Origin of the sequence: Desulfosporosinus fructosivorans, assembly GCF_004766045.1 — a bacterium.
GTDB classification, from domain to species: domain Bacteria; phylum Bacillota; class Desulfitobacteriia; order Desulfitobacteriales; family Desulfitobacteriaceae; genus Desulfosporosinus; species Desulfosporosinus fructosivorans.
This window is the reverse complement of record NZ_SPQQ01000002.1, coordinates 241,413-254,977: the sequence shown is the minus strand read 5'-3', so window position 1 is coordinate 254,977 and position 13,565 is coordinate 241,413. Positions and strand designations below refer to the sequence as shown.

Sequence of the window (13,565 nt, the reverse complement as noted above, 5' to 3'; positions counted from 1 at the left end):
TATTGGAGCATATCCACCCTTTTATTGGAGAGAATCCAGCTGTGAAAGACAAATTCTTATAAGGCATAAAAATTCACATATCTTGAGGAATTGGTTTGGGTGTATTATACCCGCGATCCCCGTAAGGCTGAAGCTTAGTCAACCACTTTTCTCTAAGCTTTTTCAAGGCATCTTTGGCATCGAAATAGCCCACTTCTGGTATTTCTAAGATTTCTAACACCTCAAAATTAAAGGCGTCTGCCCCGAATTCTGTCCACTCATTTTGAAGACGTTTGTTTTGATAAGATCCCATATCCAAGGTAAAGCGCTTTCCATTGATCGTTTTAAGGTTCATGGTACTTTCAATAAAAACCTTATCATTCTTGGTGTTCTTAATTTGATAGACTCCTGCCTCGAATTTCGTCTCTTTATACTGTTGCTTGAGTTCCTGTTTGCGATCCATTATAGTCTCCTCCTTATTCCCGGTATCCTTTCTTAGCCAATATTGGCTTCCATCTGGGGTTCGATCAAGAAAGCCATACTCAATTAAATACCTTCTGAGGGTCGCGAAATCGTGATAAACAACTTTCAAGATTTGATTTACTTCTTTCTCGGTATAGGTCCGTCCGTCTTGAAAGCGTTTGACAATTACTTGCAAGACGACTAACTTATTCTTCTCTTTGATAGAAAAAGTCATTAAGGGTCCTTCTGTGCCTTCTGGAAAGAGCGTCTTCAATAATTTATCACTGTCATGCTGAGTAACCTTATAACGGTCATCCACCATTTTGGCTGTTTTGGGAGGAGTTAAATAGGTTGGTTCGTGTTTGTTCTTTTCTTTGAGGAGTTCCATCATGACCAAATAAACCTTTGATTGGCGTTCTTTCTCTTTTAGTGAAAAACGATGATTGCGAATCGTAGACGCACTACCAATACCTAGTTCTTTTTGTACTTCTCCATCACTTTTTCCCTGGTAGAAAAGTCGGATAAGGTTGGTCTGATGCTCGGTAAGACCTGTCATTTTCTTGTCCAGCTGAGTTAAATATTCAAACACCGAATGATGAACCTTATCAATATGGAGGCGCATATATCTGCCCGCTTCATAGAGAACCCCATCCTCGGGATAGACAATCCCTTTCTCGACTTTTTCGCCACATAGCAGGCAGACATAATGATCCTTTTCTTGAACATAGCCAAATTTGAGGTCGTCAAATGATGCATTCCAGAATTGTTCTGAAATATCCATAAATCCAAACACATCCCTATATAGTTTATTAATACATAGACATTGTATATTAATATCTATAAGATATCAATAATTTTTAAGACCGAATTCATGAACACGTATTAACTCTATTCACTATGCTTGTGTTGTTTGACTGGAAAGAAGTTCGTGTTGTCAGAAGGAAACTAATAAGTTATAGTTATTCTTAATAAGAAAGTATTTCTAGGTCAAATATCTTAGCTAGTATGGAGGGGATATGAGTGACGATAAAATTTATAGTCTATCAGATAATGAGTTGTTCTCCGATTTATCATCCCCTGAATTAGCGGAGCTCGCTAGTGACTTTCAATGGGAAGACTATGCTTTAGGCTCCGAGATTATCAAGCAAGGTCAAGAAAAGCATTCTTTTTATATTCTGATCAAGGGAAAAGCAGATGTTATGGTCCAAAAAGAAGGACAGCGTTTGTGGCGTGTCAGATCCTTAAGTCCAGGAGATACCTTTGGCGCATTGTCTTTGCTTAATGGTAAGCCCTCTGAAATAACAATTCTAGCTCAGGGCAGATGTCAGGTTTTGGCCCTGAATGCAGAAAGTTTTGCGCGCATGCTGTTGAGATGGCCGAAACTGTACCAAACATTTATTGGCCGTTTGACCGAAGATCTAAATGAAGCAAATCTCATATTATCTGAAGCTAAATACAAGGAAATTCTACGTTCAACTTTGCAGCTTACCCAATATAAAGACAAATTTTATGGGCTTTGGGGAGGCGCTCGCACGACTGGAGAGGTCGAACGGAAACTGGAAGAACTCGCTCACCCTAAGGGACACTTGCTTTTAACAGGAGAACGAGGCACCGGACGCCAGATGATGGCATGGTACGTCCATCAACGCCAATCAGGTAAAGAAGCCCCTTTTGTAGTTGTGGACGGTCGACGTTTTGATCAGCAGTGGCGCGACTTGATCATGGAGACCCTCGACAGTGAGGATTCATCAGTTCTTCATAACTCAAATCTTTTCGATATAGCTGAGGGCGGAACCTTGTTTATACGGGAAATAAATCTCATATCTCCCAACACTCAGCTTAAACTTGCTCAAGCAATGGACTTTCAAAAAAGGAAATGTTTCATCATCGGAAGTATGAATACTGAACCAGATGCTTTGGGGAAAATTATTATTCCTGAACTGCAAAGGTGTTTCTCGCATACGTATGAAATTACTCCGTTACGCAAGCGGAAACGAGATATTCCTATTCTTGCCCAAGGTTTTCTGGAGAAACTCGCCCAGAAAAATCATCGAAACGTCCCTACTCTAAATCGAGAAGCGATCCAACTGTTGCTCTCTCATCATTACCAGCAGGGAAATGTCTCAGAATTAATCCAGGTTATTGAAAGAGCCTTTTATATTGCAGAGCAGGATGTTATTGGATTAGAACAGATCTTTTTTGGTCCTACGTCCGAAGAAAATGGATTTACAATTAACCTTTTAGCGTGGTCCAAGGTAGAAAATTTGCTAAAGAAGGGGACGTTCCTCGGTGGGTTAAGACTTGTCACGGCAACTCTGTTTACCGCTTTGGTTTTATTATTGCTTTTTACTCCAGAAATTGCGGTTTCCACGAAGATTTTTGCCTTAGTTTGGGGTTTATGGTGGCCGGCACTTGCGCTCATTTCCCCGTTCTTAGGTAGATTGTGGTGTACGGTTTGCCCGTTTTCTACGATTATGGATTTTGTGCAAAAAAGGGTACACCTAAACCGTGCGATTCCAGAGTTTATCATAAAATATGATTACATTCTTGTTAGTTTTTTGTTTCTCATGATTTTCTGGGTTGAAGTGATAACTAATATGCGTTTAAATCCTAGTTACACAGCCTTCTTGTTAATATCTATTCAGGTCTGTGCCATCCTTATCGCGATCCTCTATCCGCGCCATACATGGTGCCGGCACTTTTGTCCGTTGGGAGGGTTTATTGGGACTGCCTCGATTGGTTCAATGTTGGAGGTCCGAGCGGATGCCACAGTTTGTCTAAATAAGTGTACTACCTTCGAGTGTTACGTCGGCAAAGGAAAGGTTCCAGGTTGTCCAATGTCCCAACATCTTCCGTTCCTAGATAATAATTTAGACTGCAAACTGTGCTTTAACTGTGTGCGAAATTGTCCCAATGGTTCCGTGAAAGTTAATTTGCGTCTGGCGGGTCGTGAAGTCTGGCATCTAGTTCGGGTTAACCAGGGATACGTCGTGTTCATCGGGGTAATGTTGGCTATCTTAGTGCCGCTTAACTACTTTGCACCGCTTCAGAAAATATGGCCTGCCACTACCTGGAAGGTGTGGTTTAGTCTGTTCTATTGGGGGGCAGGCTTAGCAGGAGGAATGTTCACTTGGATAATCGCCAAGCCCTTTAAAACAAAAGCAGCATCTCGGCGTATTAAGTTAGTTTTTGCTTGTACTCCTTTAGTCTTGGCTGGGCATATTATGTATCAAGTGGGTTTTATCCCAGGCTTAAGTTCTCTTTTATTTGGGGTAGGATATGAATCGCCCACAGGTTTGCTTTCTTTTTATATTCCCGCCACAGTCCTAGCTTATGGAATTGCGGTCACGTTTGGGTTAGTGTTAACAGGAATAACCATTGCACTCGTTTTTTTGAACACTAAGGAAAAGCGAGCAGCTGCTTAAAATCTTACCACTCCCTCTTTAAAGGGTTTCGTTGGTAGTGTCTTTCTTAGTCTCGAAGCTTCCCCTTATAGGATAGTCGTTTAACTTTAGTTGAACGGGTTCGCTACGATTGCCAAACATTGTGGATTAAGAAGAGGGATTTATGAACTTTATGGAGAAACTAATATAGTGAGTAACAAAAAGGAAGTGTGGAATGTTTTAATGGGTTTTATTAAGGAATTCAAGGAGTTTGCCACTAAGGGCAACGTGATGGATTTGGCCGTAGGTATCATTATTGGTAGCGCTTTTGGCAAGATTATCTCTTCTCTTGTAGCAGATATAATTATGCCTCCAATAGGTCTTATCGTGGGAGGTGTTAAGTTCACTGATCTTAAGCTGACGCTGAAAGCTGCTGGAGAAGATAGCACCGGTAAGGTTAGCGAGGCTGTCACTTTGAATGTTGGAAACTTTATTCAGGCAGCTTTTGATTTTCTCATAATCGCTGCAGCAATTTTCTTGATCGTGAAAGTAATCAATAAGCTTAAACGAAAAAAAGCCGAAGAACCCCCTGCGCCAAAAGGTCCAACTGTTGAAGTGCAACTTTTGACAGAGATTAGGGATCTTCTTCAGAAAAAGTAACTATCAAATACTGAGTTCACAAGTAACAAGCTGAATAGGAGTTTTTATAATGAACGGACAGATTCGAAAGGAAATCAATGCTGGTGTAACAGTGGATATTGTTTTAAAAGCAGATCAGAGAACGGGCAAACTTACGCGAGGAGTCGTCAAAGATATATTGACAAACTCACAGACTCATCCTAGAGGGATAAAGGTTAGACTAACGGATGGGCAAGTCGGAAGGGTTCAAGCAATTATTAAATGACTCTCCTGACAATGAGCAACTATATAAGAGACTTTATAACTTTAGTCTTTTAAAACGAATTATGAATCTTATCATAATCCATTTGCTTAGTTTAGAAATATTCCATCGTACCCTTGAAAAGAATGCCATGCTCAAATCATCTTCTTCCTTCACTAATTTGACTAACTCTTAAGTTGAGGGTCGAAGTTCGAAATCCGAGCTTCGACCCTCGAGTGCATACGCTTAGTAAATTTTCGGAGCAAGTTTTGTTTAAGGAGGTAGGTTATTAAGTAGTTAAGTTAAGTTAAGTTAAGGTAAGGTAAAGTAAGTAGGTTAGTTAAGTAGGTCAATAGTTTAAAATTAGGTTTCCCGAATTCTCGCAAATCAGTAAGTAATTATTTACCAGGAGAGTTTTCGCTATTTAACGATTTAATCAAGTTGCGAAGGTCTTCGGGAAAAGGTGCGCGAATGACCATGGGCAGTCCTGTAGCAGGATGTAAAAAAGCGTACATAGAGGAGTGCAAGGCTTGACGGGAAAGTAAGGTTGTATCACCATTGTAAAGATCGTCTCCAAGCAAGGGGTGATTAATGCCTTCGCAGTGGACCCGTATTTGATGAGTTCGTCCGGTTTCTAGAATAAACTCTAGAAAGGTGGCCTTGGGATAGCGATGGAGAACCCTATAATGTGTTCGGGCGAGTTGCCCATCGGGCTGCGCTTGTCGTTTAATGAAACTATCTGGAGCAAACCCGATTGCGTCATCGATAATACCCTCATTTTCGGGAATAACTCCTTCGACGAAGCCAAAGTATCGTTTCTGGATATGTCCGCGCTCCAGTTGCCAAGCGAGTTGCTGATGCGCAAATTGATTTTTGGCGATGATGACGACACCGGAGGTATTGCGGTCGATTCGGTGAATTGGACGATAGAGGCGAGGTTCTCCCTTGCGCTCCCAATAGCCAACGACGGCATTTCCTAAGGTGTTCGTGAGATAACGGTGTGTCGGATGAACCACTTGCCCCACAGGTTTATTTACCACTAAAAGGTATTCATCTTCATAGAGAATATCTATTGGGAGATTTTCTCCTGGAATGTTAGTTTCCTCTTCGGAAAAAAGCTGAATGGATAACGTTTCTCCTTCTTTACCTCTAGCCGTTAAGTAGGTGAAGTTTCCATTAACCCAAACGCGTTCACCTTGCTTCAAGCGTTGCAATAACCTAAGTGAGAAATGAAATTTATGGAGAAGGATGGATAAGTATTTCTGACCGGAGTCCTCAGCTTTCAATTGGTATTCCCACAGAGTATGGTGAGCGTTCATAATTTCCTCCTTATAATGGAACAGTTTCAAAAATGTCTTGAAGCGGGCTTTCTTCACATAAAAAAGCAGATAAAAAGGTAAATATATAAAGTGTGAAGAATATAATTGTATATTGTCTTGACTAGACTCGAAGAAGATAAGGAGGCCCCAAAGTGAAAGACCCACGTATCGAAAAACTCGCCAATTCCTTAATCAATTACTCGATTGCGCTTCAACCCGGTGAGAAAATCCTGATTGAAGTGTTAGGACAAGACATTCCACTCGCCCAGGCTCTCGTGCGCTATGCTTATCAAGCAGGTGGGTTACCATTTTTGTCTACCCTTAATCATACCTTAATGCGGGAACTATTAAAAGAATTCACGGTTGAGCAGGCTGAAGCGATGACAAGGTGGGATCTCGCCCGCATGAAGGAAATGCAGGCCTATATTGGAATTCGGGCAGGAGATAATGCGAATGAATGGGCAGATGTCCCCGCTGAAGCAATGAAATCTTATTCGTCTCACTACCAAAAATTAGTGCATATAGAGCAACGGGTTCCCTATACCCGCTGGTGCGTGTTGAGATATCCAAACGCTTCTATGGCTCAGTTAGGGAACATGAGCATCGAAGGGTTCGAGAATTTCTACTTTGATGTGTGCAACTTAGATTATTCTAAGATGTCGCGCGCTATGGAGCCACTGAAAGCGCTGATGGAAAAAACGGATGAAGTGCGTATTCTTGGACCAGGGACAGATTTGGTCTTTTCTATTAAAGGAATGCCAGCGATCAAGTGTGATGGGCACATTAATGTCCCGGATGGCGAGATATTTACTGCCCCAATAAGAGAATCAATCAATGGGCGGATCAGTTATAATACCCCATCACTTTTTCAGGGCTTTACATATGAAAACATCGTGTTGGAGTTTGAAAACGGGAAGATTGTTAATGCGACTGCGAACGACACGGAACGTATTAATTTAATTTTCAATACGGACGAGGGAGCACGTTACGTCGGAGAATTTGCTATCGGAGTCAATCCATATATTCACACGCCAATGAAGGACACCCTTTTTGATGAAAAGATTGATGGTAGTTTCCACTTTACTCCGGGATCCTGTTATGATGATTGCAACAACGGTAATAAATCAGCTATTCACTGGGATTTAGTGTGTATTCAAAGACCGGATTATGGCGGGGGCGAGATTTATTTTGATGAGACGCTGGTTCGAAAAGATGGGCGCTTTGTCTTGCAGGAACTTGAAGGCTTAAATCCAGAGAATCTGAAGTCTTAGAGCTTACTAGAAAAACTATGCTGTTTTACCTTAGAAAGCGGAGGGGCGGAGTGGGAATGAAAATTTTGTGCAGTTTGCCAGTGAGGAAGGAGCAACGGGAACAGGTTCGTTCCATTCTAAGTGAGGCAAACTTTTTGGGGGTCAAAGACTTTTCTCAAGTAGATCAAGATGTCGAGGTGCTTGTTAGTTTCGGGCATGATATTTCGGAAGAAACACTGTTCCATTTTCCAAGGTTACGCTGGATTCAAGTCATGAGCTCAGGGATTGATCACCTGCCGCTTCAGGCGATGGCTGGGCGGGGCATTGCGTTAACAAACGCCCGCGGTGCTCACCAAATTCAGATGTCCGAACATATCCTGTGGAGTATCTTAACTATAATGCGTCAAGGGCAAATCTCTATTCACCATCAGGAACGGAAAGTCTGGGATCCAGAAGTGCGTATTGATGAACTGTATGACAAAACCGTGTGCATTATTGGAGCAGGAAGTATCGGCGAGGCGGTGGCCAAAAAATGCCGAGCGTTTGGAATGACCGTTTGGGGTATAACTCATAGTGTGAAGAATCATCAAGCTTACGATCGAATTGGGATGAGCCACGATTTAAATGCTTTCTTGGCGAAGAGTGATATTGTTGTTGTGATTGTTCCATTGACATCGCAAACGTTTGGAATGTTTAATAAAAATTTAATTAGTCAGATGAAAACCGGAAGCTATTTGGTCAACGTCGCACGTGGAGCGGTGATGGACGAGTCAGCGCTCGTGGAAGCGTTAAAAACGGGGAAAATTCGCGCAGCGGCCTTAGATGTTTTTGTCCAAGAACCGTTACCAGAAAGCAGTCCCTTCTGGGAAATGAAAAACGTCTTATTGACACCCCATATTGCGGGGCGTTCACCACATTATGTAGCCAGAACGTTTGAACTCTTTAAGAAGAATCTAAAGGTTTATCCGGATTTTTCTCAAATGACAAATCATATTGATATTAGTAGAGGGTATTAAGTGGAAGAGGAGTCGATTACAAGCGGTCATGAAGAGTAAACGAATACGTTTGGTCTATAATCCATACGCAGGACGGCGTAAATTAACGGCTCAACTAGATACGGTGATCCGTATTTTTCAAGAAAGTGGGCATGAAGTAAGTATCCATCGGGCATCTTCTCCCGAAGATGTTGAAGAGATTGCCGCCCAAAGCGCGGATGTGGATCGCTTAGTTATCGCCGGTGGAGATGGCAGTATTCATCAAGCTGTCAACGGCTTACTTCGCATTCCAACGGAAAAACGCCCCGTTCTAGGCATTCTGCCTGTTGGAACAGCGAATGACTTAGCCTACGCGTTACATCTGCCTAAAAGCATTCCTGAAGCGTGTAAAGTCATTGGCAAAGGAAGCGTTTTTGAGATGGATACTGGAAAATCGAATGAGCGATATTTTATCAATGTGGCCAGCGCGGGACTTTTAACAGATGTTTCTCAAAAAGTTGATACCCGCGTAAAGAATACACTTGGGCAATTAGCTTATTTTCTTAAAGGCATTGAAACACTTCCGTCCTTTCGACCCTTTCATATCGAGTTCGAACATGGCGGAAAAAGCTATACTGAAGAGGTTGTTTTATTTATGGCCGTGAATGGCCTTTCTGTAGGAGGACTCAGAAATCTTGTGCCAAGGGCTTCCCTAACTGACGGGAAGCTTGACATTTTGATTGTTCCAGCAGCTGGCTGGCCAGAAACCCTCCGTCTTCTATTAAGTGTTTTGACAGGAGAAAAGGCAAACTCCGAAAAAATTATTGAATTTCACACTTCTAAATTGAAAATACATACTGATCGACCGATCAAGTCAGATCTGGATGGAGAAGCTGGTCCAGAAAGCACCTGGAATATTGAAATTGGACCTAAGATTTCAGTGCTCTGCTAGATTATCGTTGAACAGATACCATTAGCTCGTCGACAGTCCGACGAGCCTTTTTCTTGTAGAGTAGAAAAGTACGTGTTGGGTAAAATAGGAAATAGCAAATGAGTAGTAATAGTGGAGGGCGTTCATGATTGGTACTGAATTTCAGCAGGAAATTTTAGAGAAGCTTAGTGACGTAAGTAAGGTCTATATAGTTGGAGGGGCTGTTCGCGATGCGCAATTGGGGATTTCTGCTAAGGATGTCGATGCAGTCATGGCACTTCCGCTTCAAAAGATAGAGGGAAAACTGTTAGAGTGGGGTTATAAGCCTCATCTGATAGGTGCGCATCAACAAACGGTCAGTATATTCCAAGGTGAAGATCGAGTGGACATAGCAGATTTCTCAGGAGATGTTGAAGCGAATGCTTTGAGTAGAGACTTTACCATGAATGCTATTTATCAAGATGTGAGGACAGGGGAAGTGATAGATCCGTTACATGGACTTCAAGATTTGCGTGAGGGTCGACTGAAAGCCTGTGGGAGTGCCTCTGATCGCTTTAAAGAAGACCCGCTCAGAATTATGCGTCTAATTAGACTAGCAGTCAGTTATGATCTCTCAATCGAGCCGGAGACATGGCAGGCCGCGGTCGAGCATGTTCCAGACCTTCGGGAGGTTGCGGCGGAACGAGTAACGGTGGAATTGGGGCGAATTCTTATCTTAGATAAAATCGACAAGGCCTTAGGACTTCTCGATGACTTGGGGTACTTTCAGATTTCTATTCCTGAATTGGCTAGGCTAAAAGGACTCGTTCAGAATCGTTACCATACCAAAGATGCTTGGGAACATACCCGACATGTTGTTAAGAATACAGTGCCTCGCATATCCTTGCGTTTAGCAGCCTTATTTCATGACTTGGGAAAATGGGAAACCGCCAGTCGTGAATGCTATGTGTGGGGAACCATTCGTCTGACAGATCAAGGGTATGAAATAGATGGATTTAAGTTGAAAGGAAAAAACATTGAGCGGTGGGTAAACAAGGAAGCAGAAGTCCACGGCGGAAGGCTTGATAACTATCCAGATACGATCATAGTAAAACGTATCAAACCAGCGAAAGCTACACAAAAAAAACATATTGAGATGGTTTTAGATGGGAAACGCCACTTTCTGATGCACGAAAGGGAAAGTGCACGCTTAGTCAAAGAAATCTTACCTCGCTTCCGATGGAGTATGGTACTTCCGGGAGGAAGTCTCGGTGAACGAGAACTCGAATATGTTGTTGGGCATCATATGTTGGGGACACTTACCTTTATGAGCGAACTTAAAGGGGATATTGACCAGACTAAGTTTCGCAATAAGACTCGTCAATTTGCTTGGGAGATAGGCTGGAATGGGCAAGTGTTTGACAAACAGAGGATTGAGAATGTGCTAGATCTGTGGCGAGCGGATTACCTAGGTGGGAAGCAAGATGCTGCTGAAAATATAGAGCGGTTAGATGAGATTCAGAGAGCGATAAGAAATGCCTGTGCTTTCTTGACGGAGCGGGCCAGTTTGCTCGATTGGACACATTTTGAAAAATTCGCACGTGGTAAAGGGCTTGAAGGGGAACTGTTCGGGCGGTTCAAAGAACAGGTACGCCGGCATGTCATGATGGACAATAAGTATAGGCTGACAGACCCTCAATTTCTGGAACGGGAATATGCAGTTTATTGGAAACCAAGTTCGGTAACATCGAAAGCAAAGAGAAATTCTAGAACCATGTAGTGATTTGCGGATAAAGTACATGATCCCACAGGTGGAAGTTGAGTCACTGTGCGAGCTTCCCTTTTTACAGATTTTGAAAAAAATAAACCTTGACTTGCAGGAATTGTAAAGCTATAATCTTTTCCAATGAAAGGGGTTGATACTTTAGTGGAAAAACAATGGCGTTGTACCGTATGTGGATATATCCATAGTGGTGAAAATCCGCCAGAGATCTGTCCGATTTGTGGCGTAGATGCTAGCTTCTTTGAACTTGTTTCTCCGTCGGATGAAGTTAATACTGTAAAGGACGTTAAACCGGTTGTTAAGCCAGTCATTGAGCAACCAGACAATGAAAAAGCGATCAAACAAGCCCTTTACCGGATTTCGTATGGTCTTTATATTATTACTGCCCAGGTGGATGGCCGGGACAATGGACAATGTGCAAATACCTGTTTCCAAATTACCTCAGATCCAGCGAGGTTGGCCATCGGGATTAATAAGCTAAACTTTACGCATGAGTTAATTCAAAAAAGCGGGAAGTTTGGGGTTTCAGTACTAAGTCAAACAGGTCAAGACCACGCACGACGCTTTGGTTATCGATCGGGGCGAGATGCGGATAAATTTGAAGGCGTGGCAGTCCATCGTGGAGAATCAGGGGTCCTTTTACTCGATGATTCCCTTGTAACTATGCAAGCAACGGTTCTAAGCCAGATGGATGCTGGGACACATACGTTATTCCTTGCAGATGTTACCTACGGAGAGATTCTCCAAGAAGGAGATCCAATGACCTACGCTTTCTTTAGGGCAAGTAAGTAAAGGTAAGGGGTTATTATTTATGAAAAAATGGCAATGCAGTGTGTGTGGATACATCTTCGAAGGAAACGAACCACCCGATCGCTGCCCAATGTGTGGGGCTCCTAAGGAAAAATTCGTCCTTCTGCCGGATGAGGATAACAAGTCTGCTGAAGATTAAATCGACAAAGCTGGAAACGAAACATAGTTCAGAAGAATTCTTACGCCACAACCCCCTCGCGAATTTCGTAAGGGGGTTGTTTTTAACTTAATGGGTATGAGGGTATAATGAAATATCAGAGGGGAACTAAAACTCAAGGAGGAACCTATGAACTTTCTTGATCAGATGCAGTGGAAAACGAAGATAAAAAGATGGGGGCAGGAGTTGGGTTTTGTCTCTATTGGGTTTACAACGGCGGAACCGATTAATAGTTTAGTCCCATTGTTAGAAGCGCGAATTGATCAAGGAGTGTCGACTCCTTTTGAAAGCAAGGAAATCAAGTCACGGATCGATCCCAAAGAGGGCTGGCATTGTTGTCAGACGGTCGTGGCCTTGGCCTATCCGTTCCCATATGCATCCATTCCTCAGGAAGGGAAAGGTGTTATAGCTCGCTCTGCCGTTGGGGAAGACTACCATCACTTTATGGAGCAGAAGATAAATCATCTAGTAGAGATAATGGCTAACAATGACTGGCCGGGTACCATACGGCTGCAAGTGGATACTGGCCCCCTAATTGAACGTGCTTTTGCACTTAGGGCAGGGATTGGCTGGATTGGACGAAATCAAAACCTTATTATTCCTGGCTACGGTTCTTTTGTGGCCTTAGCTCTGCTCCTTCTGGACCAAGCGATTGAACCGGATCATCCCTCCATGCTGGACCAATGTGGAACCTGTCTAAGGTGTGTCCAAGCATGTCCAGCGCAAATCCTTGGAAAAGACCCGTTTGCGGCCAAACACTGCGTCTCTTATCTAACCCAGAGTAAAGAGGTGCTCACGCCTGAGGAGTGCGAGCGGCTTGGTTTAAGAGTGTTTGGCTGTGACACTTGCCAGGAGGTTTGTCCGCATAACCAAACAAGAATCGAGGAAGAGCTTGCGTTCTCCTCCGATGCCAAGCTCCAACGTGGCGTCGATTTAATGGTAACTCTTAATTTAACCAAAGGAGAGTTTCAACGACATTTTAAAGCGACAGCCGCTGGCTGGCGTGGCAAAGGAGTTCTTCAGAGAAATGCCTTTTTAGCCCTGCGCAATCTTCAAGATGGAAGAAGTAGAGAGTGGTTGAATGAACGCGAAAATGATCAAACGGTGCCGCCAATTATCACGCCGTATAGGCGTTGAATTTATCGGCAAACTTTTTAATTCCGTCAAGATCAAGCTTGGTAACATCCGAGGTAACACCATCGATCATTTTAATGATTTTGCGTTCCAAGAAATTTAAGTTGGAAAGGATAAACTCCCCACCAAACAAGCCATTGGAAACTGAGAGTTTCCTTAATTCTAGAGGGTAAGCTGTTTCAAATTGTTTATTAGCTTTATCTCCTTCGTACATGCAACAAAGAAAAAGGCCAAGTTTTTTAGTCGCTAAATCAATTTGGTTTTGCTTAACAAATTGTTTGAGTTTTGATTTAACAGAACCAGCGTAAATTGAACTTCCTAGTATTATGGAATTATAGCCTGAAAGACTTAGGTTTGAACACTTCTTTAGATCAATCACGTCGACTTCTCCTTGGAGATGCTCCCTAAGTAATTGGGATGCTTTTTCGGTTGTTCCGTGAGTCGATGAGAAGATTATGGCCGTTTTCATACAATCACTCCCAATATTAATAGTTTGACCATCCAATTATTATATAGAAGATAGG

The 13,565-nt window shown here is 42.7% G+C and carries 13 protein-coding genes; 10 read left to right on the top strand and 3 right to left on the bottom strand.

Going from position 1 to position 13,565, the window contains the following annotated elements:
• Positions 1–73: 73 nt before the first annotated feature.
• Complete coding sequence (locus E4K67_RS05520) at positions 74–1,222, bottom strand: DUF2087 domain-containing protein (RefSeq protein ID WP_135545425.1); 1,149 nt, start codon at positions 1,220–1,222, stop codon at positions 74–76.
• A 235-nt stretch (positions 1,223–1,457) separates the two neighbouring features.
• On the opposite strand from E4K67_RS05520, the gene E4K67_RS05515 reads away from it, so the two are divergent.
• The 3 genes from E4K67_RS05515 to E4K67_RS05505 all read left to right on the top strand — a co-directional run bounded on the left by E4K67_RS05515 (position 1,458) and on the right by E4K67_RS05505 (position 4,728).
• On the top strand, positions 1,458–3,866 hold the full coding sequence (locus E4K67_RS05515; RefSeq protein ID WP_135545424.1) for a cyclic nucleotide-binding domain-containing protein: 2,409 nt from the start codon (positions 1,458–1,460) through the stop codon (positions 3,864–3,866).
• 201 nt (positions 3,867–4,067) lie between these two features.
• A complete protein-coding gene (gene mscL, locus E4K67_RS05510) occupies positions 4,068–4,484 on the top strand; it encodes a large-conductance mechanosensitive channel protein MscL (protein ID WP_135545896.1) in 417 nt (138 codons plus the stop codon).
• A 49-nt stretch (positions 4,485–4,533) separates the two neighbouring features.
• A complete protein-coding gene (locus tag E4K67_RS05505) occupies positions 4,534–4,728 on the top strand; it encodes a YwbE family protein (RefSeq protein ID WP_135545423.1) in 195 nt (64 codons plus the stop codon).
• 374 nt (positions 4,729–5,102) lie between these two features.
• Here the strand turns inward: E4K67_RS05505 and E4K67_RS05500 are convergent, their stop codons facing one another.
• A complete protein-coding gene (locus tag E4K67_RS05500) occupies positions 5,103–6,023 on the bottom strand; it encodes an RluA family pseudouridine synthase (RefSeq protein ID WP_135545422.1) in 921 nt (306 codons plus the stop codon).
• 152 nt (positions 6,024–6,175) lie between these two features.
• Here E4K67_RS05500 and E4K67_RS05495 point away from each other — a divergent pair, with 152 nt between their 5' ends.
• The 7 genes from E4K67_RS05495 (at position 6,176) to queG (ending at position 13,044) form a co-directional block, all read left to right on the top strand.
• Positions 6,176–7,294 (top strand): aminopeptidase, encoded by a 1,119-nt coding sequence (locus E4K67_RS05495; protein ID WP_135545421.1) that lies wholly within the window; start codon positions 6,176–6,178, stop codon positions 7,292–7,294.
• A 56-nt stretch (positions 7,295–7,350) separates the two neighbouring features.
• A complete protein-coding gene (locus tag E4K67_RS05490; RefSeq protein ID WP_135545895.1) occupies positions 7,351–8,289 on the top strand; it encodes a D-2-hydroxyacid dehydrogenase in 939 nt (312 codons plus the stop codon).
• A gap of 28 nt (positions 8,290–8,317) precedes the next feature.
• The gene (locus tag E4K67_RS05485) at positions 8,318–9,199 is read left to right on the top strand and encodes a diacylglycerol/lipid kinase family protein (RefSeq protein WP_135545420.1); all 882 of its coding nucleotides are present in this window, start codon (positions 8,318–8,320) and stop codon (positions 9,197–9,199) included.
• A gap of 124 nt (positions 9,200–9,323) precedes the next feature.
• On the top strand, positions 9,324–10,937 hold the full coding sequence (locus E4K67_RS05480; protein ID WP_135545419.1) for a tRNA nucleotidyltransferase/poly(A) polymerase-related protein: 1,614 nt from the start codon (positions 9,324–9,326) through the stop codon (positions 10,935–10,937).
• A gap of 147 nt (positions 10,938–11,084) precedes the next feature.
• The gene (locus tag E4K67_RS05475) at positions 11,085–11,732 is read left to right on the top strand and encodes a flavin reductase family protein (RefSeq protein WP_135545894.1); all 648 of its coding nucleotides are present in this window, start codon (positions 11,085–11,087) and stop codon (positions 11,730–11,732) included.
• 19 nt (positions 11,733–11,751) lie between these two features.
• The gene (locus E4K67_RS05470) at positions 11,752–11,889 is read left to right on the top strand and encodes a rubredoxin-like domain-containing protein (RefSeq protein ID WP_135545418.1); all 138 of its coding nucleotides are present in this window, start codon (positions 11,752–11,754) and stop codon (positions 11,887–11,889) included.
• Positions 11,890–12,036: 147 nt separating this feature from the next.
• A complete protein-coding gene (gene queG, locus E4K67_RS05465; protein ID WP_135545417.1) occupies positions 12,037–13,044 on the top strand; it encodes a tRNA epoxyqueuosine(34) reductase QueG in 1,008 nt (335 codons plus the stop codon).
• Here the strand turns inward: queG and E4K67_RS05460 are convergent.
• On the bottom strand, positions 13,025–13,510 hold the full coding sequence (locus E4K67_RS05460; RefSeq protein WP_135545416.1) for a flavodoxin domain-containing protein: 486 nt from the start codon (positions 13,508–13,510) through the stop codon (positions 13,025–13,027). The genes queG and E4K67_RS05460 overlap by 20 nt on opposite strands.
• Positions 13,511–13,565: the final 55 nt, after the last annotated feature.

Coding starts and splice junctions, on each gene's coding strand:
- E4K67_RS05520 (WP_135545425.1), bottom strand. CDS start 1,222: ATGGATATTTCAGAACAATTCTGGAATGCATCATTTGACGACCTCAAA.
- E4K67_RS05515 (WP_135545424.1), top strand. CDS start 1,458: ATGAGTGACGATAAAATTTATAGTCTATCAGATAATGAGTTGTTCTCC.
- mscL (WP_135545896.1), top strand. CDS start 4,068: ATGGGTTTTATTAAGGAATTCAAGGAGTTTGCCACTAAGGGCAACGTG.
- E4K67_RS05505 (WP_135545423.1), top strand. CDS start 4,534: ATGAACGGACAGATTCGAAAGGAAATCAATGCTGGTGTAACAGTGGAT.
- E4K67_RS05500 (WP_135545422.1), bottom strand. CDS start 6,023: ATGAACGCTCACCATACTCTGTGGGAATACCAATTGAAAGCTGAGGAC.
- E4K67_RS05490 (WP_135545895.1), top strand. CDS start 7,351: ATGAAAATTTTGTGCAGTTTGCCAGTGAGGAAGGAGCAACGGGAACAG.
- E4K67_RS05485 (WP_135545420.1), top strand. CDS start 8,318: ATGAAGAGTAAACGAATACGTTTGGTCTATAATCCATACGCAGGACGG.
- E4K67_RS05480 (WP_135545419.1), top strand. CDS start 9,324: ATGATTGGTACTGAATTTCAGCAGGAAATTTTAGAGAAGCTTAGTGAC.
- E4K67_RS05470 (WP_135545418.1), top strand. CDS start 11,752: ATGAAAAAATGGCAATGCAGTGTGTGTGGATACATCTTCGAAGGAAAC.
- queG (WP_135545417.1), top strand. CDS start 12,037: ATGAACTTTCTTGATCAGATGCAGTGGAAAACGAAGATAAAAAGATGG.
- E4K67_RS05460 (WP_135545416.1), bottom strand. CDS start 13,510: ATGAAAACGGCCATAATCTTCTCATCGACTCACGGAACAACCGAAAAA.